Below are 24,437 nucleotides of genomic sequence, written 5' to 3' on the forward strand. Positions count from 1 at the left end.
ATGCTGCTCGTTCCCTGTCCCTATTGCGGGCCGCGCCCCGAGGTGGAATTCCGCTGCGGCGGCGAGGCGCACATCGTCCGCCCGGCTGATCCCGATGCCCTCGATGACGCCGCCTGGGCCGAATACCTCTTCGCCCGCACCAGCCCGAAGGGCGTCCATGCCGAGCGCTGGCTGCACGCCCACGGCTGCGGCCGCTGGTTCAACGCGCTGCGCAACACGGTGAGCGACGCCTTCATCACCACCTACGAGATGGGCCAGCCGCGCCCCGATATCGCGGGAGATCGCTGATGGCCCAGGATTTCCGTCTTCCCGGCCGGGGCCGCATCGACCGCAAGAAGCCCATTGCCTTCACCTTCAACGGCCGCACCGTCGGGGGCTATGAAGGGGATACGCTCGCCTCGGCGCTGCTCGCCAGCGGCATCCGGCTGATGGGCCGCTCCTTCAAGTATCATCGCCCGCGCGGCGTGCTGACCCATGGCGCGGACGAGCCCAACGCCCTGTTCCAGGTGGATCGCGGCACCGGCCGGGCCGATCCCAACAACCGCGCCACTGTGGTGGAGGCGGTCGCCGGCCTGACGGTCTCCTCGCAGAACCACTGGCCCTCGCTGGAGCATGACATCGGGCAGGTGAACGACCTCGTCGCCCCGGTGCTGACGGCGGGCTTCTACTACAAGACCTTCATGTGGCCGCGGTCCTTCTGGGACAAATTCTACGAGCCGGCCATCCGTGCCGCCGCCGGCCTCGGCGTCGCGCCGGACGCGCCGGATGCGGACCGCTACGTCCATCGCAACACCCATTGCGACGTGCTGGTCGTCGGCGCGGGCCCGGCCGGCCTCGCTGCCGCGCTGGCGGCGTCGGAGGCGGGCAAGCGGGTGATCCTCGCCGACGAGCAGGCGGAGATGGGCGGTAGCCTCCTCGCCGATCTCACTTCCACCATCGACGGCAAGACCGCCTCGGCCTTCGTCGCCGAGGCGCTGAAGACGCTGGCGGCGCGGGCAAATGTGACGCTGCTCAGCCGCACCACGGCCTTCGGCTATTACAACCACAACCACGTCGTCCTCACCGAGCGTGTCACCGACCATCTCGCCGCCCCTGACCCGAAGCTGCCGCGCGAGCGGCTGTGGCAGGTGCGGGCAAAAGAGGTGGTGCTCGCCACCGGCGCCCACGAGCGTCCGCTCGGCTTCGCCGACAACGACCGGCCGGGCATCATGCTGGCCGAGAGCGTGCGCACCTATGTCAACCGCTACGGCGTCGCGCCCGGCCGGCGCATCGTCTTCGCCACCAACGGCGCCTCCGCCTATCGCGCGGCGGCGGATGCGAAGGCGGTGGGGCTGGACGTGACCCTCGTGGACCTGCGCCCCGAGGCCGAGATCGGCCCCGAGCGGGCACTCCTTTCCGGCATCGAGCTCCTCGCCGGCCATACGGTGGTCGGCTCCACCGGCGGCAAGTCGGTGACGGGGCTGATCGTGGCGCCGCTTTCGGGCGGGCGCGTCGGCGCGCGGCGGACGCTGGCCTGCGATTGCGTCGGCATGTCCGGCGGCTGGACGCCGGCAGTGCATCTCTTCTCCCAGTCGCGCGGCAAACTCACCTTCCGCACCGAGATCGACGCCTTCGTGCCGGGCACTTCGGTGCAGGCGGAGCGCTCGGCCGGCGCGTGCAAGGGCACCTATGACCTCGCGAGCATCCTCCCCGAAGGCTGGGCGGCCGGCGCGGATGCGGCCGGCGCGCCGTCAACCCGCGCCTTCGCTGCAACGCCGGCCACGCCCACCGGCTTCAAGGCGGCGCGCGTGCTGCCCACCGATGCCGACCCGAAGAAGGTGCGCGCCTTCCTCGACTTCCAGAACGACGTGACCGCCAAGGACATCGGCCTTGCGGTGCGCGAGGGGTTCGAGAGCGTCGAGCATGTGAAGCGCTACACCACCAACGGCATGGCCACCGACCAGGGCAAGACCTCCAACATGGCCGCCCTTGGCCTCGTCTCGGAGATCCTGGCCAAGGACATTCCGCAGGTGGGCACCACCACTTTCCGGCCGCCCTACACGCCCGTCACATTCGGCGCCATCGTCGGCACGGCGCGGGGTGAGACCTTCGACCCCATTCGCACCGCGCCGGTGCACGACTGGGCGGTGAAGCAGGGCGCCAAGTTCGAGAACGTCGCCCTGTGGCGCCGCGCCTGGTACTTCCCCAAGGCGGGGGAGGACATGCACGCGGCGGTGGCCCGCGAATGCCGGGCGGTGCGCGAGAGCGTCGGCCTGCTCGATGCCTCCACCCTCGGCAAGATCGAGGTGGTGGGGCCGGATGCGGCCGAGTTCATGAACCGCATGTATCCCAACGGCTGGACCAAGCTGGAGCCGGGCAAGTGCCGCTACGGCCTGATGCTGAAGGAAGACGGCTTCATCTTCGATGACGGCATCGTCGCCCGCATGGCAACCGACCGCTTCCACGTCACCACCTCCACCGGCGGCGCGCCGCGGGTGATGGCGCACATGGAGGATTATCTCCAGACCGAGTGGCCGGACCTCGACGTGTTCCTCACCTCCATCACCGAGGAATGGGGCGTCATCGCCGTGCAGGGGCCGCGGGCGCGGGAGGTGATCGCCCCCTTCGTGACCGGCATCGACCTGTCGCCCCAGGCCTTCCCCCAGATGACGGTGCGCGAGGGGGAGATTCTCGGCGTGCCGACGCGGCTCATGCGCGTGTCCTTCACCGGCGAACTGGGCTTCGAGATCAACGTGCCGGCGGATTTCACGCAAGTCGTGTGGGAGGCGCTGTTCGGCTACGGCCAGCGCTTCGGCATCACACCATACGGCACCGAGGCCATGCATGTGCTGCGCGCGGAACGCGGCTTCATCATTGTCGGGCAGGAGACAGACGGCACGGTGACGCCGGATGATGTCGGCCTCTCCGGCATGGTCTCCAAGGCGAAGAAGGATTTCGTCGGCAAGCGCTCGCTCGCCCGGCTGGACATGGCGCGGGCGGATCGCAAGCAGCTGGTCGGCCTGCTCTCGTCGGACGGGCGGACGGTGCTGGAGGAGGGGGCGCAGATCGTCGCCGATACCAGGCAGGCCCTGCCCATGACCATGCTGGGGCATGTCACCTCGTCCTATCTCAGCCCCACCCTCAACCATCCCATCGCGCTGGCGGTGGTCTCCGGCGGTCGGGCGCGGATGGGCGAGACGCTCTTTGTGACGACACCGGCCGGTTTCACGGCGGTGAAGGTGGTGGCCCCGGTGTTCCTCGATCCCGAGTGCAAAAGGGTGGAAGGTCTTGTGGAAGGAGGCGTTCATGCCTGAGCCTGTTGCCATCCACGCGCGGCGCGCGCCCATCCTCGCCCCTTCCGCGTCCGGCTTCGTGCGGGTGCTGCCGCCCGCCGACCGCTTCGTGCTGCAGATGAAGGCGCCACGCGGCGCCGATCTGCCGGCAAGCGCCGGTGGCTTCGATCTCTCCGGCCCGCTCAATTCCGCGCGCGGTACGCCGGAGCGCTTCGCCGCCCGCCTCGGGCCGGGGGAATGGCTGCTCGTCTGTCCCGCAGGGGAGGGGGCTGCCGCCGGGCCGGCAATCGCCAGCGATCTCGCCGGCCGCTTCTTTTCGCTGGTGGCGGTGGGGCACCGCAATGCGGCGTTCCTGTTGAGCGGTCCGCATGCGGCGGACATTCTCAACGCCGGGATCGCGCTCGACCTCTCGGATGCCGCATTCCCGCCCGGCTCGGCCACGCGCACGCTGCTCGGCAAGGCCGAGGTGGTGGTGGTGCGGGTGGGTGACGCGTTCCGGCTGGAGTGCTGGCGCTCGTTTGCGCCCTATGTCCATGCCTTCCTTCAGGAGGCGGCGCGGGAATTCGGCTGAGCTACTTCTTCAACTCGCGGATCTCGGCGGGGTGCTGGTTGATGGTGGTGCCGGTGGCGTCGGGGATGAATTCCAGCGGCACCGCCAGCATCTTGCTGCAGGCCGCGACCGTCCAGGTCTCGCGCCATGGCCCGCTCTCGGGCGCCGTCTTGTCGCCGGGCGTGAGGCCGAAGCCGTCGAACGCGGTGTCGGCCACCTCCATGTCCTTGCAGTCGGCCACCTTGGTGCCGGCGCCGATGAAGGCATAGGTGAGCGCATCGCGCTGGAGCACGATGTTGGCGCGGGTGTGGCCCGGCAGCGTCACGAGGAAGCGCACGCCCGAAGGCTCGGCCCGGAACAGGATGTTGATGGTGCGCTCCGTGCCGCAGCCCTTGATGGGATAATGTCCCCACCACGCGCCGGACTTGGGCAGGCCCTTTGCGTCGAAGGACACTTCCTGCTGCAGCGTCACCGAGACATCGCCATCCGAGAGGTTGGTGCAGGCGGGCAGGGAGACCGGGGGCACCTTCTTCCACGCCGCGGCCAGCGCGGCCCGGTAGGCGTCCGAATAGAGATAGCTCTGGAATTTCTTCGAATCGGTCGCCCCCGGCGCTGTCGCCGCCATGGTGACGCCCGCCGGGACAAGGAATCCTAATGCCAGGGTGACAAGGGTCGCCCCGACAGCGCGCATGTCCGGCATCATCCTGCCCCCGAAAGATAGTGCGACCAACCGCGTCAGGCATACCACCCGCAGTTGCTGCCCGCCATCCGCCTACTGGTCCACCTCGCAGCGCAGTTCCTGCCGGCCATCCGGCAGCGTGCGGCGGTGGGTGCGGTCGGCGAGGCGCTGGATGAGGTGGAAGGTGATGCCGTTGAGCATGGCCTCCTCGTCCACACCGGCATCGAAGCTCGGCACCGGCCCCGGCTGGAGCGCGCCGCCGGTCCAGGCGAAGGCCACGTCCAGCACGAACTCGTCGAATCGCGTCGTCACCTCCACCGGCCCATCCACGAGGGAGGGGGCGGCGGTGGCGAATTCCTCGGCGATCTGGGCGATGCGCCCCACCTCCTCGGTGCGGGCGCCATCGGCGGCGGCACTGTCCATGAGGAACTGGCGCAGCACCGCATGGCCCGCCGACGGCGTCCAGACGAGGTGGCGGCTCTTCACTGCCCCGATGCGGAACAAGGCATTGAGGCCGAGCGCGGTGAACAGGCCCAGCACCAGCGACGAGGTGAGCAGTTCCTGCGCCGAGGCGGAGAGCGCCCGGGCGTAGAAATCCGGAATCTCGTCGAAGGAGATGCCGACGAGAAAGCCGAGGCCCACCACGATGGTGCGCCGCGCATCCAGCATCCTTTGGCCGAGGATGGAAATGCCCGACAGCACGATGAAGGCGGAGGCGAACAGCAAGGCGGCCCCGAGCACCGGCCGGGGAATGGCCATCACCACCACGGACGAGCCGGGAATGAAGGCGAGGGCGATCCAGCCGAGGCCGACGCCCAGCCCCACCCGCCGGGCCTTCACCTCGGTGGCGACCGACAGGCCGACGCTGGCGGAATAGGTGTTGAGGCCCATGGTGCCGATGAGGCCCGCGAACAGCGTGCCGAGGCCGTCGGCCATCACGCCGGCCTCGATGTTGGCATAGTCCGGGCGGCGCCAGTTCGGATCATTGGCGCGCTGGCTCGCCACCATGTCGCCGAAGCTGCGCAGGATGCAGGCGAGGGCGCCCGCGAGGAAGCCGGGCAGCAGCCCGACGCTGAAGCTCGGTACCGCCAGCGGCCAGCGGATCGGCTCCAGCAGGGGCGCGACCGCCACGGGCGGCCGCGGCGCGCCGAGGCCGAAACCAAGGCCCACATGCACCAGCGTGCCGGCGGCCAGCCCCGCCAGCACCGCCATGGCGCGCAGCGGCGGGCTGCCCCAGGCGGCGAGGGCGACCATCACCGCGAGGCCGGCCAATGCGCCGCCGGTACCGGTGAGGGTCACCTGCGCCATCGACGGGCTGTAGCCCACCATCAGCTTGATGGCGACGACGCCGAGGATGATGCCGATGAGCATCACCACCAGCCCGACGATCTCGATGGGCAGGAAGGGGCGGACCCGATGCATCACGCGGCTGAACAGCACCTGCGCGAGGCCGGCCGCGATGGTCATGCCTGCCACCGCGCCCAGCCCGCCGGCGCGGGCGGCATAGAGGGCGGCGGGCAGATAGGCGGCGGTGAAGACCGCGGGCAGGAGATAGCCGCAGCCGATGCGGGGCAGGAAAAGGACAGGCCGGCCCCAGCACTGGAAGAGGGTCGCGACCCCCATGGCCAGCATGGCGAGGTCGATATAGCGCCGCTGCATTTCGGCATCGACGCCGGCCGCCTGCGCCACCAGCAGCGGAAACACCAGCGTCACCGCCATCAGGCCCATGTGCTGCGCCACCGAGCCGACGAGCACGGCCAACGGCGGATGGGACTCGTGATCGTATCGCAGCCTGCCCGTTCCCACGCGCCCCTCCCGAACCCGGCCGCTTGGCGGCTCTTTGTCTGCTCTGCCGAGACCCCGCTCAGGGCGGCCCGCGCGACTCATCTCGCATGGCGCGTGACGGCATGAGGCGATCCGGCGGAAACCGGCCGGGTGAACCTAAAGGGTTTGGGAAAAAGGGGAAAGCGCTCCAGAGGCTTGTCCCGCGTGCTGCACGCGGGACCGTTGCCGGCAGAGCGCGCGGCGCGGCTACAGCGCCACGTAGATGAACTTGTCGGCCTTCAGGGTGGGGTAGTTGGCGCGGAGCGCGGTGGCGATCTTGCCGATCAGGTCCTTGTCGCCCGCAGCCGAGGGGCCGACGAAATCGGTGCCGGCCATCCAGGTCTCGAAGAAGCCGTGCAGGCCCTCGTCATAATCCGCGCCGGTGGGATTGGCGGATTTGTCGGCGAGGGAGGCGATGCCGTCCCTGCTCACTTCCAGACGCCAGTCGCGATCATCCACCACGGAGCCGATGAGGGCCGCAAGCTCCGCGTTCGTCCAGTCTGTGTTGAGGTCGAGGGCCATTGTCGCAAGTCCTACCCGATGAGGTCTCGGGGAGGACGTCACGCAAGAAGCGGTCCATCGCTGACGCGGGATGGCCGGCGCGCAGGGCGCCGACCCAAGCCTGATGGTTCAGCGGCGGTTGGGGAGATCGGCGGCCTTCACCGCCTCTTCGTGATACCAGCTGCTTCCGATCACGGCCTGCGCGGCTCCCACGGCAGCGATCTCGGCAGCCCATTTCGCCTCTTTGGAGGGCATGCCGTTCTTCGCGTCATTCTTCACCGGGAAGACATAGATTTTCGCGGTCTCGCGCTCGTGGTTCGCAGTCATCACTCCGGTCTCCTGTCCGATGAGCCTCCTGGGCGCCATCACTTGGGAACTTCATAACATGATTTGCATCCTGCATATACATCAAGGCCGGTATATTTTAGTTTAGTGCCTATTTTTTAGGCGGATATAAATTGACGTCACTTATCTCTTTTATTTGCGCGTTTGCTGCATGGCCCGCGCGCGTCTTTCGCAGTGCAGCGGAATGCCTTGTTCCAAGCGTGGGAGCCGCGCTTTTGTTCCCGGGCGATGGCGAATGTTCCTGGCGCCGCGTTGCGCACGGGGGTAGCTGCACAGCGGGTGTGCGGGGCGCCTAAGGGTTCGGCCTAATCCTGATGCAGTAATGGGCAGCTGACGTTGCGGCGGCGGTTAAAAAGCCGTTGTCCGGCTATGGGCTCGCTGCTGGCACGCGGATTGCTAGATATGCGCCGGCCCCCGCGGCCGGTGGACCCTTCACGGCCGGACGCTGCAAAGAGTTCCTGAATCAAAGAGTTCGAGAAGCAAAGTCCCGAATTTCACGTCATCGGCTCAGAGAGACTGCAATGCCAAAGTTTAAGCTCGAGTATATCTGGCTCGACGGCTACACCCCGGTTCCCAATCTCCGGGGCAAGACCCAGATCAAGGAATATGACGTGTTCCCGAGCCTCGAGGAGCTGCCGCTCTGGGGCTTCGACGGTTCGTCGACCCAGCAGGCCGAAGGCCGCAGCTCGGATTGCGTGCTGAAGCCGGTCGCCGTCTATCCCGACCCGGCCCGCACCAACGGCGCCCTGGTGATGTGCGAAGTGATGATGCCGGACGGCGTCACCCCGCACCCGACCAACAAGCGCGCCACCATCCTCGATGATGCCGGCGCCTGGTTCGGCTTCGAGCAGGAATACTTCTTCTACAAGAACGGCCGCCCGCTCGGCTTCCCCGAGGCCGGCTATCCCGCGCCGCAGGGCCCCTATTACACGGGCGTCGGCTTCAAGAACGTGGGCGACGTCGCCCGCCAGATCGTCGAGGAGCACCTCGACCTCTGCCTCGCCGCCGGCATCAACCACGAGGGAATCAACGCGGAAGTCGCGAAGGGCCAGTGGGAATTCCAGATCTTCGGCAAGGGCTCCAAGAAGGCCGCTGACGAAGTGTGGATGGCCCGCTACCTGCTCCTGCGTCTCACCGAGAAGTACGGCGTGGACATCGAGTTCCACTGCAAGCCGCTCGGCGATACCGACTGGAACGGCTCGGGCATGCACGCCAACTTCTCCACCTCCTACATGCGTGAAGTGGGTGGCAAGGCGTATTTCGAGAAGCTGATGGCGGCGTTCGAGGCCAACCTCGACGACCACATCGCCGTCTACGGCCCGGACAACCACATGCGCCTCACCGGCAAGCATGAGACCGCGCCGTGGAACAAGTTCTCCTACGGCGTTGCGGACCGTGGCGCGTCCATCCGCGTCCCGCACTCCTTCGTCAAGAACGACTACAAGGGCTATCTCGAGGATCGCCGCCCGAACTCCATGGGCGACCCCTACCAGATCGCCTCCCAGATCCTGAAGACCATCTCTTCGGTTTCCACCGACGTCTCGGCTGCGGCCTGACGCCTTCGCCACGGCGCCCTCCGCGCGCCGTGGCGTTTTTTTGTGGCCGTGACGACCTGTTCGTTCCGCCGACTGCCGCGCGCGCTTCTTCTCGCGCCCTTCCTCCGGCCTTTGCCGTCGAGCCCGCGCCATTCGCGCCCGATTTTCCGTCCGATCTCCGGCAAGCACCGTCCCCTGGGAATGAGAACCTGCGCCGCGCCGGTCGCCCTCCGCGGCGAAGCTGGTATAAGCGGGGGACACCCCTTGCGGCGCCGCGCCGTGGCGCCGCCGACCCCCTCGCGCCCGGAGCCGCCGATGCCCGCCGACTGGAACGCCAGCCAATATCTGAAGTTTGAGGATCAGCGCACCCGCCCGGCGCGCGATCTTCTCGCGGCGGTGCCGCTTCAGAGCGCGGCGTTCGTGGTGGATCTTGGCTGCGGCCCCGGCAATTCCACCGAAATCCTGGCGCAGCGCTTTCCCGGCGCAGAGTTGCTCGGGCTCGACACCTCGCCGGCCATGCTGGAGGCCGCCCGCGCCCGCCTGCCCGGCGTAACCTTCGCGCTCGGCGACGCCTCAACCTTCACGTTGCCGAAGCCGGCGGACCTCATCTACGCCAATGCCGTGCTGCAATGGGTGCCGGACCACGCCACCCTCCTGCCGCGCCTCATGTCGCTGCTGGCGCCCGGCGGGGTGCTGGCGGTGCAGATGCCGGACAATCTGGAGGAGCCGTCCCACGTCGCCATGCGCGAGACCGCCATGGCCGGACCGTGGGCGGACACGCTCCACGCCGCCACCCGTGCCCGCACCGTGCTGCCGGAGCCCGGCGCCTATTACGACATGCTGAAGCCCCACGCGGGCGCAGTGGACGTGTGGCACACCATCTACAACCACCCGCTCGACGGCATCCCGGCCATCGTGGAATGGGTGAAGGGCACGGGCCTTCGGCCCTTCATCGATCCGCTGGAGGGGGACGAGCGCACGCAATTCCTGGAGGAATACGCCGCCCGCCTCGCCGATTCCTACCTGCCGCGGGTGGATGGCAAGGTGCTCCTCGCCTTCCCCCGCTTCTTCATCGTGGCGGTGAAGTAAAGCTTCACCGCCAACCACTCACCAGCTCGGCAGAACCGCGCCCTTGAAGGTTTCGAGGATGAAGGTGCGCGTCTCCGGCGACTGGTAGGTGTCGACGAAGGTTTTCACCCACGGCTTGTCCTTGTCCTGCGCACGCACGGCGATGACGTTCACGTAGGGCCCCTTGGGGTCCTCGCGCAGGATGGGGTCCTTCACCGGATCGAGGCCGGCCTCCTTGGCATAGTTGGTGTTGATGCCCGCCGCCGCGAGGTCGGGGAGGGAGCGCGGCAGTTGCGCCGCGTCGATCTCGACGAACTTCAGCTTCTTGGGGTTTTCCACCACGTCGATCACCGAAGCCTTCACGCCCACGCCGGGCTTCAGCTTGATGAGGCCCTTGTCGGCGAGCAGCAGCAGCACGCGGCCGCCATTGGTGGGATCGTTCGGGATGCCGATGGACGATCCGGCCGGGATGTCCTCGAACTTCTTGTACTTGGTGGAATAGATGCCGATCGGGAAGTTCACCGTGCTGCCCACGGAAACGATCTTGTAGCCGCGATCGGCGATCTGGTTGTCGAGATAGGGTTGGTGCTGGAAGGAATTGGCCTCGATGTCGCCGGACGACAAGGCGGCATTGGGCACCACATAGTCGGAGAACTCGATCACCTTGATGTCGAGCCCCTTCTTGGCCGCCTCTTCCTTCACCTTCTCCAGGATCTGGGCATGGGGGCCGGGGGTGACGCCGACCTTGATGGTCTCGGCGGCGGCGGAGAACGCGACGAGGGAAATGCCGGCGGCGAGCGCCAGAGCGAGGGCCTTCATGGAAACCTCCATCTGAACTTGTAAGGGTCTGCGCGCGCCGGGGCTCAGCCGCGGCTGCGCTTGTCGAGGCGGCGGGCGAGGCGGTCGCCGAGGGTCTGTACCGCCTGCACGAGAAGGATGAGCACGAGCACCACCGCCGCCATCACCTCGGGCATGAAGCGCTGGTAGCCGAAGCGGATGCCGAGGTCGCCGAGGCCGCCGCCGCCCACCGCGCCCACCATGGCCGAGTAGCCGAGCAGCGACACCGCCGCGAGGGTGAGGGCCAGCGTGATGGCGGGGAGCGCTTCCGGCAGCAGCACCTTGGCGACGATCTGGATGGGGCTCGCCCCCATGGCCCGCGCGGCCTCCACCAGCCCCTGGTCCACCTCGCGGATGGCGGCTTCGATGAGACGGGCGATGAAAGGCGCCGCCGCCACCGTCAACGGCACGATGGCCGCGCTGGTGCCGATGGAGGTGCCCGCCACGAGGCGGGTGAAGGGGATGATGGCGACCACGAGGATGATGAAGGGCGTCGAGCGCGCCGCATTCACCACGAGGCCGAGGGACTGGTTGAGCCACGGCGCCGCGAACAGCTCGCCCGACCGGCTGGTGGCGAGGAACACGCCGAGCGGCAGGCCGATGAGGGTGCCGAGCGCGCCGGAGACGGCCACCATGTAGAGCGTCTGTTGGGTGGCGTCGATGATGAGGTCGACGATGGTGGGCGGCAGCAGGCCGAAGGTGATGTCAAACATAGCCGAGAACCTCCGCCGTCAGATTGAGCCGTTCCACGGCATTGATGACGGCGCTGAGCGTGGGCGCGTCGCCCGGCACCGAGACCACGATGACGCCGAAGGGCGTGCCGGCGATCTCGTCCACCTGGGCCTGGATGATGTTCACGTCCACCGAGAGCAGGCGCGACACCCGCGACAGCACCGGGTCCTGCGCGTGCTCGCCGGTGAAGACGATGCGCAGCACCGCCTGGTCGCGGCCCTCGCGCGGCTCGGCGGAAAGCTGCTCTGCGACGCGGCGCGGCAGGCTCTTCGCGGTCAGCGCGGCGAGGAAGGAGCGGGTGGTGGGGTGGCGCGGGCGGGCGAACACCTCATAGGTGGCGCCGTCCTCCACGATGCGGCCGCCGTCGATCACCGCCACCTTGTCGGCCACCGCTTTGATGACCGCCATCTCGTGGGTGATGAGCAGCACGGTGAGGTTCAGTTCCGCATTCACCCGGCGCAGCAAAGCGAGGATCTGCTCGGTGGTCTCGGGATCGAGGGCCGAGGTCGCCTCGTCGGAGAGCAGCACGCGGGGGCGGGTGGCGAGCGCGCGGGCGATGCCGACGCGCTGCTTCTGGCCGCCGGAGAGTTCGGCCGGGTAGCGGTCGCGCTTGTCGGACAGGCCGACGAGATCGAGCAGCGGCTCCACCCGCGCCTTGATTTCGGTGCGCGGCACGCCGGCGATCTCCAGCGGCAGGGCCACATTGTCAAAGGCGGTGCGGCGCGCCAGCAGGTTGAAGTGCTGGAAGATCATGCCGATGGAGCGCCGCTCCTTGCGCAGCGCGGCCTCGTCGAGGGCGCCGATGTCCACGTCATCCACCAGCACGCGCCCGCCGGAGGGCTTCTCCAGCCCGTTGACGAGGCGGATGAGGGTGGACTTGCCCGCCCCCGACCGGCCGATGACGCCGAGGATGGCGCCCTCCGGCACGTCCAGCGTGATGTCGGAGAGGGCATGCACCGCCGCGTGGCCGCTCCGGGCGGGATACGTCTTCGCCACCCGCTCGAAGCGGATGATGGAGCGCGCGGGCGCGTGGATGGCGGCAGGGGCGGCAGACGGGTCTGGAAGGGTAGGCACGGCGGCCGCCAAAGTCAGGGGGGCGTTCATGAAAGGCTCCGGCATTGCCGGCTGTTCGTCAATCCGGTCTTTCGTCCGGCGCGGAGACGCGGCGGGAGGGAGCGGAGGACGGGGGAACAGGCGGCTCGGGAAGGGATGGGTGTCGGCGCAACCGGGACAGGGCCACGCTCTGCGCGGCATTCGGCGGTTTCACGCCGCTCCAGCGGCTGTCAGCGACACATCATCATAGGAGGGCCCATCCGTTCCGGGGCGAACATGGCGGCAATATCGTTCGTTTTATCGAACGCGTCAAGTCTGAATAAAGTTGATTATATTTATTGAATTATAGTCCGTCCAGCAGCCGCCGGCCCAGCCGCTCCAGCGCCCGGCCGAACACGGCGGGATCGTCCAGCGCCCGGGCCAGCACCAGCGCGCCCTGGATGGCGAGCACCGCCTCCTCCGCCCGGTCGTCCGCTTCAGCGGAGGGGAAGCCCGCGCGGGTGAGGGCGGCGGCGAGCGCATCGCGCCAGCGGGCGAAATAGGAGGCGACCGCTGCGCCGAACCGGTCCCGCACCTCGCCCAGCGCGAACACGCCCACGAGGCACACCCGGCGGCCCGAGCGGAAATAGGCATCGGTGCGCGCCAGCATGTCCCGCACGGCGGCGGCTGCATCGTCCTGCTCGCGCAGGGGGGCGTAGACGTTGGCCTCGAACCAGCCGTCGATCTCGGCCAGCACGGCGGCCGCCATCTCCTCCTTCCCGCCGGGGAAGAAGTGATAGAGGCTGCCCTTGCCGAGCCCGGTGCGGGCGGTGATGTGGGCGAGGCTCGCCCCCTCGTATCCGTGCTCGCGGAACACCTCGCCCAGCAGGGGCAGGATGTCCGCGCGCTCGGCCACCGTTCGTGCCATCACATCCCCAGTTCGGTGAGGCCCGGATGGTCCGCCGGACGCGGGCCGAGGGGCCAGTGGAAGCGGCGGTCGCTCTCGGCGATCGCCACGTCGTTGATGGAAGCCTCGCGCCGGCGCATCAGGCCCTCGGCGTCGAACTCCCACTGCTCGTTGCCATAGGAGCGGTACCACGCGCCATCGGCATCGTGCCACTCATACTGGAAGCGCACCGCGATGCGGTTGTCGTTCAGCCCCCACAGCTCCTTGATGAGGCGATAGTCCAGCTCCCGCCGCCACTTGGCGGTGAGGAAGGTGACGATCTCCGGCCGGCCGGTGAGGAAGTCCGAGCGGTTCCGCCAGCGGCTGTCGGGCGTGTAGGCGAGGGAGACGCGCTCGGGGTCGCGGGTGTTCCAGGCATCCTCCGCCATGCGCACCTTCTGCGTGGCGGTCTCGACGGTGAAGGGCGGAAGCGGCGGGCGGGCCATGGGTGTCTCCTGTACCAATCAGTCAATACTTTACCAAATGGTACAGATTGCGGCGCGAGTCAAGCGGCCCTCCCGTCCGGGTGGAGGGGAGGGCCGCTGGCTTGGGGGATGAAAGGCCGGCTACTCGCCTGCCGGATGGTGCAGGGCCGGAGGCAGATCGTGGCCATCCGGCTCGTCCTTGGCGCCGATGAAGCGACCGAAGATGCGGCCGAGGATGTGGCTCAAATCGTCCATCACCGTGAACACCGCCGGCACGAACACCAGCGACAGCACGGTGGAGGTGATGAGGCCGCCGATGACCGCGATGGCCATGGGCGCGCGGAAGGCGCCGCCTTCGCCCAGCGCCATGGCCGAGGGCACCATGCCCGCCACCATGGCGATGGTGGTCATCACGATGGGCTGCGCCCGCTTGCGGCCGGCCTCGATGAGGGCGGTGAAGCGGTCCACGCCCTGGTGCATGGACTCGATGGCGAAATCCACCAGCAGGATGGCGTTCTTCGTCACGATGCCCATCAGCATCAGGAAGCCGATGACCACCGGCATGGATACCGAATTGCCGGTGATGAGCAGCGCGATGAAGGCGCCGCCCACGCTCAGCGGCAGCGAGACGAGGATGGTGATGGGCTGCAGCAGATCGTGGAACAGCAGCACCAGCACCGCCAGCACCAGCATCAGGCCCGCCGCCATGGCCATGGCGAAGCCGGAGAACACCTCCGCCATGATCTCGGCGTCGCCGGCCTCCTTCAGCGTCACGCCGGCGGGCAGGTTCTGCGCCGCGGGCAGGGCCTTCACCTTGGCGAGTGCGTCGCCCAAAGGCGTGTCGCCCACGAGGTCCGCCTCCACCGCCACGCGCCGCGCGCGGTCGTAGCGGTCCAGCGCCGTGGGGCCCTTGCCGAACTGGACGTCTGCCACGGCGGAGAGCGGCACCGCGCCGCCGGTGGCGGTTGGCACCTTCAGCGCGTCGAACGTGGAGAGCCGCGTGCGGGCGTTCTCGGCGAGCTGGACGCGGATGTCGATCTGCCGGTCCTTGGCGGAGAACTTGGCGAGGTTGGCGGAGATGTCGCCGATGGTGGCAATGCGCACCGTCTCGGCGATGGTGTCCACCGAGACGCCCAGCTCCGCCGCCTCGTCCAGCTTGGGCACGATGCGGATCTCCGGCCGGTCCAGGGCGGCGGAGGAGACCACGTTGGCAAGTTCCGGTACGTCGGCGCGCACCGCCTTCTCCACCGCCACGGCGGCATCCGCGACGGACGCGCCATCGCTGCCGGAGAGGATCACCTGGAAGCCGCGCTGGGTGTTCTGCCCGTTCTGGCTCCAGGAGACGCGCAGGTCCGGCATGGCGGCCAGCGTCTTCGAGAACTGGGTCTCGAAGGTCTTCTGGTCGATCTTGCGCTCGCTCCGCGGCTTCAGGTTGATGACGACCTGCGCCTTGCGCACCTCGCCGGAGGTGAGGGCGAGGCCGCCGGAGCCGCCGGAGCCGGCGGTGGCGTAGACGCTCTTCACCTCGGGCAGGCTGAGGGCCGAGCGGGCGATCTCGTCCGACACCTTCTGCGTCTCCGCGAGCGTGCTGCCGGGCGGCAGCTCCACCGAGAGGAGGGCGCGGGAGATGTCGTTGGTGGGCAGGAAGCCGGAGGGCAGCAGCGTGGACAGCCAGATGGAGCCGGCGAAGATGGCGATGCCCATGCCGATGGTGGCGAAGCGGTGCTTCACCGACCAGGAGAGCAGGCGCACGTAGCCGCGCATCACGAGGCTGTCCCGGCCCTCGCGGTGGCCGGTGTCCTTCAGGAAATAGGCCGCCACCAGGGGCGTGATGAGCCGCGCCACGGCCAGCGAGAACAGCACGGCGATGGCCACCGTCAGGCCGAACTGCTTGAAGTACTGGCCCGCGATGCCGCCCATGAAGGACACGGGCGCGAACACGGCGGCGATGGTGAGGGTGGTTGCCACCACCGCGAGGCCGATCTCGTCCGCCGCCTCGATGGCCGCGCGATAGGGAGATTTCCCCATGCGCATGTGGCGGACGATGTTCTCGATCTCCACGATGGCGTCGTCCACCAGAATGCCGGTGACGAGCGTGATGGCCAGCAGGCTCACCGCGTTCAGCGAGAAGCCCAGCATGTCCATGACCCAGAAGGTGGGCAGGATGGACAGGGGGATTGCGAGCGCGGTGATGAGCGTCGCGCGGATGTCGCGCAGGAACAGGAACACCACGATGACCGCGAGGATGGCACCCTCGATCAGCGTGTGCATGGCGCTCTGGTAGTCCGACTTGGTGAAGCGGACCGTGGTGTCGATCTCGGTGATGGTGACGTCGGGATGGGCGGCGCGCAGCTTGGCGAGTTCCTCGGTCACGCGGTCATAGACCGTCACGTCCGAGAAGCCCTTGGCGCGGTAGACGCCGAAGGCCACAACGCTCTTGCCGTCGAGCCGCGCGAAAACGCGCTGCTCGGCCGCGCCGTCCACCACGGTGCCCAGCTCCCCGAGCCGCACCGAGCGGCCGTTGGAGAGCACGATGCGGGTATCGGCCAGCGCCTCCACCGAGGACGCGCCGGCGAGCGTGCGGATGGGCTGTTCCTGCGTGCCCACCTCGCCGCGGCCGCCGGAGACGTCGAGATTGGTGGCGCGCAGTTGCCGGCTGACCTCGGCGGCGGTGATGCCGAGCGACATCAGCCGGTCGGGATTGAGGGAGATGCGGATCTCGCGGTCCACGCCGCCCTGCCGCTTCACCTGCGCCACGCCGCGCACGCCCTGCAAGGCGCGGGCGAGGGTGTCGTCGATGAACCAGCTCACCTGCTCCGTCGTCATGTTGGGCGCGGAGACCGCGTAGGTGACGATGGGCAGGCCTTCGATGTCGATGCGCTGGATCTGCGGCTCGTCGATGGAGCGGGGCAGGTCCATGCGGATCTTGGTGATGGCGTCGCGCGTGTCGTTCACGGCGCGGTCCACCAGCGTCTCCAGGTGGAACTCCACCAGCGTGACGCTCGCCCCCTCGCTGATGGAGGAGGTGATGTGCTTGACGCCGGAGATGCCGGCGATGGCGTTCTCCACCTTCTTCGTCACCTGCGTCTCCAGCTCGCTCGGCGCGGCGCCGGACTGGGTGACGGTGACCATGACGATGGGCAGGTCGATGTTCGGCATCTGCGTCACCGGGAGTTCCCGGAAATGCACGATGCCGAGCGCCGTCAGGATGAAGAAGAAGACGAGCGCGGGGACGGGCTTGCGGATCGCCCAGGCGGAAACATTGAGGGCCATCAGCGCGCCTCGCCCAGGGAGACGGGCGCCGTCACCGGCGTCACCCGGTCGCCGTCACGCAGGAAGCTGCCGGCTCGCGCCACCACGTCCGCGTCGGCGGAGAGCCCCTCGGTGACGAGGATGCGGCCTTCCTTCTTCAGGCCGGGCGTGATGCGCTGGATGCCGACGATGCCGTCGGTGACGGTGAGCACATAGGCGCCCTCCGCGTCGAACATCACGGCGGACTGGGGCAGGCTGAGGCCCTTCACCTCGCCGAGCGCGATCACCGCGCGGCCGTAGGCACCGGACTTCAGGCGCGGGTCGTCGGGCAGCGCGATCTTCACCTTGCCGAGGCGCGAGGCGCGGTCCACCTCGGCAGAGACGAGGCGGACCTTGCCGCCGATGGGCTCATCGAAGCCGGCCGGCACCACCTGCACGGAAAGCCCGTCCTTCATGCGCGGCATGGCGCCTTCCGGCACGTCGGCGTCGAGGTCCATGGCGCCGTCCTCGGCGATGCGGAACAGCGGCGCGGCGCGGGTGGAGAGGGCGATGGCGCCGAGCTTCGCCTCACGCGACAGCACGAGGCCGGCAGCGGGGGCGCGCACATCGGTGCGCTTCAGCTTCACCTCGATCTCGTCGCGCTGCGCCTTCACGAACACCGCTTCCGCCTGGGCGGCAATCAGCGTCTCGCGGGCGGCGGCGACCTGGGCGGTGGCGACCTTGGCCGCGCGCTCGCGCTGCTCCAGCTGCTCCTGGGAGGAGGTGCCGGTCTTGCTGAGCTGGCGCGTGCGCTCCACGGCGGAGGTGGCTTCGGTCTCCTGCGCGATGGCCTGATCGAGCGCCGCCTGCTGCTGGGCGATGGCGGCGCGGGCCTTGGCGGCGGAGGCGGTATTCTGGGCGAGCTGGGTCTCCAGCACGTCGCGCGAGAGGCGCGCCAGCACCTGGCCCTTCTGGACCCGGTCGCCGGCCTCCACCAGGATCTCCATGAGGCGATAGCCCTCGATCTCCGGCCCCACCTCGATCTCTTCGCGCGGCTTGATGGAGCCGGTCACGAGCAGCGTGTCGGTCAGGGTATCGGGCCGGGGCTTCACCACCGTCACCGAAAGCGCCGACGCGCGGGCCGCGTCGGCCGCCTTCGCGGGCTCGGCCGCAGTCGCGTGGGGCGCGGCAAGGGCGCCGGCGGCGAGGACAAAGCAGGCCGATACGGCAAGGCGGGACGCCGCGGAGCGGGCGGGACGGAGCGCCGGACGGACGGACGCGGACATGGCGGAAAGAACCTCGTTCCGGATGGGCGCGGGAACGTGCGGTTCAACCGCGGCATTCCCGTGACGTAAGGGGGCGAAGATGCAGTTCTCGATGGTGCGTGTCATTCCGGCACCGCTTTCGGTTGGGCCGGGGCCAGCATCCGGCGCACCATCGCCTCGATGGCGGGCATCCGCTCCTCCAGTTTCCATTCGGGATGGAGCTGGTGATGCAGCAGCACGCCGTCGCCGATGAGCTGGATCACGATGGCGACGCTCTCGATGTCGAGCGCGGGGTCGATCTCGCCCTGCTTCACGGCGGCCGCAAGCGCATCGGCCAGCAGGGTGCCGGTTTCGGCCTCGCAGGCGTCGATGGTCTTGCGCAGGTCGGCATTGCGGATCGCCTCGGCCATGATCTCCGGGCCGAGCCGGGCCGAGGCCATGTGATCCTCGGTCAGCAGCAGGGCGAGGCAGGACGACAGGGCGCCCAGCACGGACGGCGCCCTGGTGATCATGTCGAACATGCCGAGCCGTTCGGCCCGCTCGCTCTCGACGATGGCGGCGATGAGGGATTCCTTGGAGGGGAAATAGCGGTAGAGCGCCCCCGGGCTCATGTCCGCCTCGGCGCAGATCTTCTGCATGGAGGCGCCATGGAAGCCGTCGCGGCCGAAGCAGGCCTTGGCGGCATCAAGGATGCGCTTGCGCTGCTCCTGCCGGTGGTCGGGGCGCGGGGCGGCGGCTTCGCGCAGCGCGGTCTCTGGGATGGGGCGTGACATCAGAGCGGATCGGCACCTTGGAACATGAGCGAGAGCGAATGTTCGTTCGCAATACTGCGGGCACGATTGCGGCGCAAGAGTGAACGTTCGTTCTCGGTCCGAGCGAGGACCGCTCCCGCGCGCACGGCGGCGGGTGCTTGCGGCCGGGCGCGGGGCCGCCAATGCTCAGGCTTCCTTAGCGGAGCCCTGATTCCCGATGCCGCTTCCGACGCCCTTCTCCGCCATCAGACGCGAAGCATGGCGATGCGCCGCGCTGCTGCTCGCCGGCCTCCTCCTGTCCACCGGCCTCCCGCCTGCCCCCGCTCGCGCGGAGGAGGCCTCCCCCGCGACGCTCAAGCCGGGCATCAGCGTGGTGATGATCGAAACCAAGCTGCTCTTCGGCCTCGCCAGCGCCGACGGCAGCGGGGTGAGCGAGCAGGAATGGGAGAGCTTCCTCACCACCGAGGTGACGCCCCGCTTCCCGGATGGACTTACCGTGATCGCGGCCTATGGGCAGGTGAAGGGCGAGGCCCACGGCACGGCGCAGGTGGTGCGCGAGGGCATGCGCCTCGTGCTCATCTATCACCCGGACACGCCGGAGGCGGCCGCCAAGCTCGCCGAAATCCGCAAGCTCTATTCCGAACGCTTCCACCAGTGGGGCGTGCTGCAGGTGACGAACGCGGTGCGCGTCACGCTGTGACCACTTCGGATCGTCGGCGATCCGTTGCCGGCGCTTTCAACCCTCACCACCGTCATGGCCGGGCTTGTCCCGGCCATCCACGTGGCTCGGCCGGGAACGGCTTTTCGAGGACTATTCTGTCGGCCCGACGTGGATACCCGGGACAAGCCCGGGCATGACGAGCGCGCTGTCTGGGGCGACCCTGCTTTTGGAACGCGTTTCAGACGATACGCACTTGAGCCCCAGCGCCCCACACCCTACCTCTCGCCTGCGCCTGAAGGTCCGCGCTCACCGGGAACGATCATGCTCGCCGCCGCCATTCTCGCCTTGCGACAGACCTTCTCGCCGCTGCTGCGCGGCGTGCTGCTGAAATCCATGGGGCTGGCGCTGGCGCTGCTCATCGCCCTCGCCGTGGGACTGGAGGCGGCGCTCACCCACTTCGTCCACATCGCGTCCTATCCGTGGATCGAGACCACGCTGGCGGTGATCGCAGGGCTGGGGCTGGTGTTCGGGATCGTCTATCTGATGCCGGCGGTGTCATCGCTGGTGGCGGGCCTCTTCCTCGACGAGGTGGCCGAGCGGGTGGAGACCACGACCTATCCCAACGATCCGTCCGGCCAGCCGCAGCCTTTCCTGCGCGCGCTGTTCTACTCGGTGCGCTTCTTCGGGCTGGTGCTGCTGGTGAATCTCGCGGCGCTGCTCCTGCTGCTGGTGCCTGGGGTGAACGTCATCATCTTCTACGTGGCCAACGCCTATCTCATCAGCCGGGAATATTTCGAGCTGGCCGCCATGCGCTATCGAACGCCGGAAGAGGCACGGGCGCTCAGGCGGGCGAACGGGGTGACGGTGTTCGTCGCCGGCCTGCTCATCGCGCCGATCCTTTTCGTGCCGATCCTCAACCTGATCCTGCCGGTGTTCGGCACCGCCTTCATGGTCCACCTCCACCGCCGCCTCGCCCCGCTGCCGGCCGCGCGGGCGGGGGATGGTGCGCTGGTGATCGAGGGGCGGCCGGTCTAGCGGCTCTGTACCCCGGCCGAGCGGAGGGAGAGCCGGGGTCCAGCGCGAAGGTACGCCGAAGGCGGCTCAAGCGGGGATGCGGCAGGCGTTGCCGGCTTCGCCGCCTTTTCCCCTGGGTCCCGGATCGGCGCTCCACCTTCGGTGTCGCTGGTCCGGGACGCGATAGGCCTAGAGCCCCGCCACCCTCAACGCCTCCGCCTGCCGCGCGGCGACGCCCTCGGCGGAGAAATCGGCGATGGCATCCTCGAACAGGCGGTGGAAGTTCAATTCCGCCTTCAGATGCAGGAAGACGCCGCCGAGGCCGATGGCGGCGCGGTCCATGAACACGAATTCCCGCGGCACCGTCACCGGCCCGAGCTGCTTCAGCGCGGTGTGGACGGTGAAGGCCTCCTTGCGGCCATAGGCGGCGGGAGACACACCATCCGCGATGGTGCGCACCCGGTCGTCCATGAGCGGGCCGTAGATGAAGCGCGCCCAGATGTTCAGGACATCGATCAGCTCGCGCTTCAGCCCCTTGAAGCCCCACGTCTCGTAGGCATGCACCACCCGCGCGTCGTCGCCCGCCATCAGCCCGCGATAGAGGTCCACCACGCCCGCCACGAAGGCCGGCGGGAAGATGCGGATGCAGCCGTAATCGAGCAGGTTGATGCCGGCCGGACGGCCCTCCACCGAGAAGACGGTGTAGTTGCCCAGGTGGGGATCGCCATGGATTACGCCGAAGCGCGAGAAGGGCTGCCACCACGCGGCGAACATGGCTTCGGCCAGCGCATTGCGCTCGGCCAGCGGATGGTCGGTGAAGCCGAGGATCTTTTCCCCGTCCAGCCAGTCCATGGTGAGGAGCCGGCCGGTGGAGAGATCGGCATGGGTGCCGGGCACGCGGACCTTGGGCTCGTCCTTCAGGATGTGGGCATAGAGCGCGGCGTGCTTGGCCTCGCGCCGATAGTCCAGCTCCTCGCGCACCCGTTCGCCGATCTCGCGGGCGATCTCGCGGGTGTCGATGGCGCCGTCCATGCGGCGGTGGATGGAGAAGAGCACGTCGAGCTGGGAGAGGTCCGCCTCAACGGCGGCCTGCATGTCCGGATACTGGAGCTTGCAGGCGACGCGCGCGCCCTCCAGCGTCACCGCCTTGTGTACCTGCCCGAGGGAGGCGGCGGCGGAGGGGGCGTGCTCGAAGCTCGCGAATTTCTGCTCCCAGTCGCGGCCCAGCTCCGCCATCATGCGCCGGCGCACGAAGGCCCAGCCCATGGGCGGGGCATCGCTCTGCAGCTTCTGCAATTCGGCGGCATATTCGGGGGGCAGCACGTCCGGAATGGTGGCCATGAGCTGGGCCACCTTCATCAGCGGCCCTTTCAGGCCGCCGAGGGCGGAGGCGAGGGCGGCTGCGTTGTTGCCGTCGCGGTCGAGCCCCATGAGGCGGGCGCCGGCGATGCGCGCGGCGACCCCGCCCACATTGGCGCCCACCCGGGCATAGCGCGCGGCCCGCGCGGAGAAGCGGTTTCTTTCCTCGTCCACCATGCCCGTCCAGGCGCTCCAGCTCTATCCCGTCCTACGGGCGCGAAGCCCGGTCGGATCGGTAGGTGAGGGCGAGGAGGATGACGAGCAAAAGCGGCGTGAGCAGGTCCGTATAGAGAATGGGGCCGGCATTGCCTGCGGCCAAATTGCCGGTCCTGCCGATCTCGATGATGTGGTTGATGCCCGCCCCGCCGAGGAAGCCGGCCATCATCACCGCCACGGCGGCGCGGAAGCCCCAGTCGCGCCAGAAGGCGGCGATGATACCGGCGAGACCGATGCCGAGATTGGCGAGGCCCACCTCGGTCTGGAACGGGCTCGTCGCCCAGCCGATGGCGGCGGCGGCCTGCGCCGGGAACACGATATGCCCCAGCGCACCCCACAGCCCCATGAGGCCCACGGGGAAGAGATTGATGTATCGCAGGAGCGCCCGCGCGAGATCGAGGGGCCGGCGCGGCGCAGGCTGGCGGGCGAAGGAGAGCGCCGTCAGCAGGACGACCGCCGCATAGGCGATGAGCGGAACCCAGAAGACCATGGCGCTCTCCCTGTCAGCCCGTCACTTGTGGGCGCACTCACTTGCGGGCAAAGGTGCCGAGCCCGTTGTCGTTGAAGATCTCCACGCTCATCCGCCCGTCGGCGAATTTCACCTGCGAGATGGTGCCCGGCGGGAACGTCTCCTCGCCCACGGGGCGGAAGGTGAAGATGTCGCCGCTCCAGTGGGCGAGGGGGTAGCGGCGGGGCAGGGGGCCGATGATGAGCACGAGGCCGCCCGCCTCCTCCGCCACCGTGGCGTCGCCGAAATAGGCGTTGGCATAGGTGCCGGTATAATTCGCCAGCGGCTTGGCCGGCTCCGGCTTCTGCGGCGGCGCCTTGCCCACGAGGTCGCCGGCCGGCTTGTACATGGGCATGATGAGAGGCTGGTAGGCGGCGTACCAGTCCCGCGTCAGCCCGCCGAACTGCACGAAGTCCATGAAGCTCATGGCCAGCGCCTCGGGGGCGCCGGTGGGCTGGGCATTGGTGAGCACGACGATGCCGAGCTTCTCCGAGGGCAGCAGCACGAAGTTCGTCGCCGCGCCGAGGATGAAGGCGCCGGAATGGTCCAGCGTCACCCGCCCGGCCGGGGAGACGCCGACGCCAAAGCCGTAGCCATAGGTGCCGGGGCGGGCATCCACCGCATAAGCGGGGGAGGAGATGGTCTCGCCCCGCATGGCCGGCAGCAGCGCGGCTGCGGGAACGATCTCCTTGCCCTCGAATGTGCCGTTGCCGAGCACGAAGGCGAGCCACTTCCCCATGTCCCGCGCGGACGAGGACACCCCGCCCGCCGGCGCCTGGGCATCGGGATCGCGCTGATATTTCGGCACGAAGCTGCCGTCCGCCTTCCCGTCCGCCCGCACATGGGGGATGGCGCGGTTGGGACGGGCCATGAAATCGGCGAAGCGGGAGGAGGTCGCCGCCATGCCAAGGGGCTTGTAGAGCACCGCCTGCGAGAGGTCCGCCCACTCCTTCCCCGCTGCGGTGGCGACGCCCTCGGCGGCGGCGGTGAGGCCGAAATTGGTATAGAAATAGCTCGCGCGGAACGGCGCCAGCGGCAGCAGCCTCAGGCGCTCCAGCACCTGCCGGCGGTCGAAGCCGATGCTCTCCAGCTCGTCGCCCGCATGGTCCGGCAGGCCGGAGCGGTGGCTGTAGAGATCGGCGAGGGTGACGTGGTCACTCACCCACGGGTCGCTCAGTGCGAACCACGGCAGCAGGGTGCGCACCGGCATGTCCCACTTCACCCGGCCTTTGCCCACCTCATGCGCCACCACGCCCGCGCCCACCGCCTTGGACAGGGAGGCGAGCTGGAACACGGTGTCCGCCTCGACCGGCGCCGCCTCGCCCGCCTTGCGCACGCCATAGCCCTTGAGGGCCAGCACCTTGCCGTCCTGCACCACCACCACGGCGAGGCCGGGCACGCCGGAGCGCGCCATCATCTCCTGCGCCAGAGAGTCGATCTCCTTCACCGCCCGCCCGATCTGGCCGGGCGGGATGGAGACGCCCGAGGTCTGGGGCGGCGGCTTCGACCCGTCGATGGGGTCGTGGGCGAAGGCGGGGAGGGGCGCCGCGGCCAGGAGGGCGGCGAGGAGGGGGCGGGTGAGCAAGAGACGGGCGAGGCTGAGCGGGGTCATCATGGGGCGGCCTCCGGTGGCGGGCATCGTGCCGTGCACCCGCAGCCGACAGGCTTAACGGCTCCGCGCGGTC

22 protein-coding genes are annotated in these 24,437 nt (G+C 68.8%); 7 read left to right on the plus strand and 15 right to left on the minus strand.

From position 1 onward, the window contains the following. Genes V5F74_RS11150 through V5F74_RS11160 form a run of 3 tightly spaced genes read left to right on the plus strand, consistent with a single transcriptional unit; the run spans position 1 to position 3,843 of the window. Complete coding sequence (locus V5F74_RS11150; RefSeq protein WP_394008045.1) at positions 1-288, plus strand: sarcosine oxidase subunit delta; 288 nt, start codon at positions 1-3, stop codon at positions 286-288. Beyond that, positions 288-3,293 (plus strand): sarcosine oxidase subunit alpha family protein, encoded by a 3,006-nt coding sequence (locus V5F74_RS11155; protein WP_394008047.1) that lies wholly within the window; start codon positions 288-290, stop codon positions 3,291-3,293. Before V5F74_RS11150 ends, V5F74_RS11155 begins: the two co-directional genes overlap by 1 nt. Beyond that, entirely contained in the window at positions 3,286-3,843 is a 558-nt protein-coding gene (locus V5F74_RS11160; protein WP_394008049.1) for a sarcosine oxidase subunit gamma, read from the plus strand. The genes V5F74_RS11155 and V5F74_RS11160 overlap by 8 nt, the downstream gene beginning before the upstream one ends. A gap of 1 nt (position 3,844) precedes the next feature. Here the strand turns inward: V5F74_RS11160 and V5F74_RS11165 are convergent, their stop codons facing one another. The 4 genes from V5F74_RS11165 to V5F74_RS11180 form a co-directional block, all read right to left on the minus strand. Next, positions 3,845-4,513: a hypothetical protein gene (locus tag V5F74_RS11165; protein ID WP_394008051.1), complete on the minus strand. Its 669-nt coding sequence runs from the start codon at positions 4,511-4,513 to the stop codon at positions 3,845-3,847. A gap of 81 nt (positions 4,514-4,594) precedes the next feature. Beyond that, on the minus strand, positions 4,595-6,307 hold the full coding sequence (locus V5F74_RS11170) for a uracil-xanthine permease family protein (RefSeq protein WP_394008053.1): 1,713 nt from the start codon (positions 6,305-6,307) through the stop codon (positions 4,595-4,597). A 225-nt stretch (positions 6,308-6,532) separates the two neighbouring features. Next, positions 6,533-6,847 (minus strand): hypothetical protein, encoded by a 315-nt coding sequence (locus tag V5F74_RS11175; protein ID WP_394008055.1) that lies wholly within the window; start codon positions 6,845-6,847, stop codon positions 6,533-6,535. A 108-nt stretch (positions 6,848-6,955) separates the two neighbouring features. Beyond that, the gene (locus V5F74_RS11180) at positions 6,956-7,153 is read right to left on the minus strand and encodes a DUF2735 domain-containing protein (protein WP_024278178.1); all 198 of its coding nucleotides are present in this window, start codon (positions 7,151-7,153) and stop codon (positions 6,956-6,958) included. Positions 7,154-7,692: 539 nt separating this feature from the next. Here V5F74_RS11180 and V5F74_RS11185 point away from each other — a divergent pair. Both V5F74_RS11185 and tam read left to right on the plus strand, forming a co-directional pair. Next, a complete protein-coding gene (locus V5F74_RS11185) occupies positions 7,693-8,727 on the plus strand; it encodes a glutamine synthetase beta-grasp domain-containing protein (RefSeq protein WP_024278179.1) in 1,035 nt (344 codons plus the stop codon). Between the two features lie 294 nt (positions 8,728-9,021). Next, positions 9,022-9,795 (plus strand): trans-aconitate 2-methyltransferase, encoded by a 774-nt coding sequence (tam, locus tag V5F74_RS11190; protein WP_029554903.1) that lies wholly within the window; start codon positions 9,022-9,024, stop codon positions 9,793-9,795. Positions 9,796-9,813: 18 nt separating this feature from the next. Here tam and V5F74_RS11195 read toward each other — a convergent pair whose 3' ends face one another. The 8 genes from V5F74_RS11195 to V5F74_RS11230 form a co-directional block, all read right to left on the minus strand. Further along, the gene (locus tag V5F74_RS11195; protein ID WP_394008058.1) at positions 9,814-10,605 is read right to left on the minus strand and encodes a MetQ/NlpA family ABC transporter substrate-binding protein; all 792 of its coding nucleotides are present in this window, start codon (positions 10,603-10,605) and stop codon (positions 9,814-9,816) included. 32 nt (positions 10,606-10,637) lie between these two features. Then, a complete protein-coding gene (locus V5F74_RS11200) occupies positions 10,638-11,246 on the minus strand; it encodes a methionine ABC transporter permease (protein WP_245279419.1) in 609 nt (202 codons plus the stop codon). Between the two features lie 70 nt (positions 11,247-11,316). Next, complete coding sequence (locus tag V5F74_RS11205; RefSeq protein ID WP_394008060.1) at positions 11,317-12,447, minus strand: methionine ABC transporter ATP-binding protein; 1,131 nt, start codon at positions 12,445-12,447, stop codon at positions 11,317-11,319. A gap of 292 nt (positions 12,448-12,739) precedes the next feature. Further along, positions 12,740-13,303 carry an LmrA/YxaF family transcription factor gene (locus V5F74_RS11210; protein ID WP_394008062.1) on the minus strand — a complete coding sequence of 188 codons (564 nt, stop codon included), beginning with the start codon at positions 13,301-13,303 and terminating at the stop codon, positions 12,740-12,742. After that, entirely contained in the window at positions 13,303-13,767 is a 465-nt protein-coding gene (locus V5F74_RS11215) for a nuclear transport factor 2 family protein (RefSeq protein ID WP_029554898.1), read from the minus strand. Before V5F74_RS11215 ends, V5F74_RS11210 begins: the two co-directional genes overlap by 1 nt. 120 nt (positions 13,768-13,887) lie before the next feature. Continuing rightward, a complete protein-coding gene (locus V5F74_RS11220; RefSeq protein WP_394008064.1) occupies positions 13,888-17,019 on the minus strand; it encodes an efflux RND transporter permease subunit in 3,132 nt (1,043 codons plus the stop codon). Further along, the gene (locus V5F74_RS11225) at positions 17,019-18,263 is read right to left on the minus strand and encodes an efflux RND transporter periplasmic adaptor subunit (protein WP_394008066.1); all 1,245 of its coding nucleotides are present in this window, start codon (positions 18,261-18,263) and stop codon (positions 17,019-17,021) included. Before V5F74_RS11225 ends, V5F74_RS11220 begins: the two co-directional genes overlap by 1 nt. Before the next feature lie 101 nt (positions 18,264-18,364). Continuing rightward, entirely contained in the window at positions 18,365-19,015 is a 651-nt protein-coding gene (locus V5F74_RS11230; protein WP_394008068.1) for a TetR/AcrR family transcriptional regulator, read from the minus strand. Between the two features lie 196 nt (positions 19,016-19,211). Here V5F74_RS11230 and V5F74_RS11235 point away from each other — a divergent pair, with 196 nt between their 5' ends. Together V5F74_RS11235 and V5F74_RS11240 are read left to right on the plus strand one after the other, a co-directional pair. Then, positions 19,212-19,694, plus strand: coding sequence for a DUF3574 domain-containing protein (locus V5F74_RS11235; protein WP_394008070.1), 483 nt, complete (start codon positions 19,212-19,214; stop codon positions 19,692-19,694). Positions 19,695-19,976: 282 nt separating this feature from the next. Next, positions 19,977-20,690: a sulfate transporter family protein gene (locus V5F74_RS11240; RefSeq protein ID WP_394008072.1), complete on the plus strand. Its 714-nt coding sequence runs from the start codon at positions 19,977-19,979 to the stop codon at positions 20,688-20,690. Positions 20,691-20,858: 168 nt separating this feature from the next. Here V5F74_RS11240 and V5F74_RS11245 read toward each other — a convergent pair whose 3' ends face one another. Genes V5F74_RS11245 through V5F74_RS11255 form a run of 3 tightly spaced genes read right to left on the minus strand, consistent with a single transcriptional unit; the run spans position 20,859 to position 24,367 of the window. Beyond that, the gene (locus tag V5F74_RS11245) at positions 20,859-22,205 is read right to left on the minus strand and encodes an ABC1 kinase family protein (RefSeq protein ID WP_394008073.1); all 1,347 of its coding nucleotides are present in this window, start codon (positions 22,203-22,205) and stop codon (positions 20,859-20,861) included. A gap of 31 nt (positions 22,206-22,236) precedes the next feature. Continuing rightward, positions 22,237-22,734: a DUF6790 family protein gene (locus V5F74_RS11250; RefSeq protein ID WP_394008075.1), complete on the minus strand. Its 498-nt coding sequence runs from the start codon at positions 22,732-22,734 to the stop codon at positions 22,237-22,239. 37 nt (positions 22,735-22,771) lie between these two features. After that, a complete protein-coding gene (locus tag V5F74_RS11255; RefSeq protein WP_394008077.1) occupies positions 22,772-24,367 on the minus strand; it encodes a serine hydrolase in 1,596 nt (531 codons plus the stop codon). Positions 24,368-24,437: the final 70 nt, after the last annotated feature.

Origin of the sequence: Xanthobacter aminoxidans, from assembly GCF_043193615.1 — a bacterium.
GTDB lineage: Bacteria > Pseudomonadota > Alphaproteobacteria > Rhizobiales > Xanthobacteraceae > Xanthobacter > Xanthobacter aminoxidans.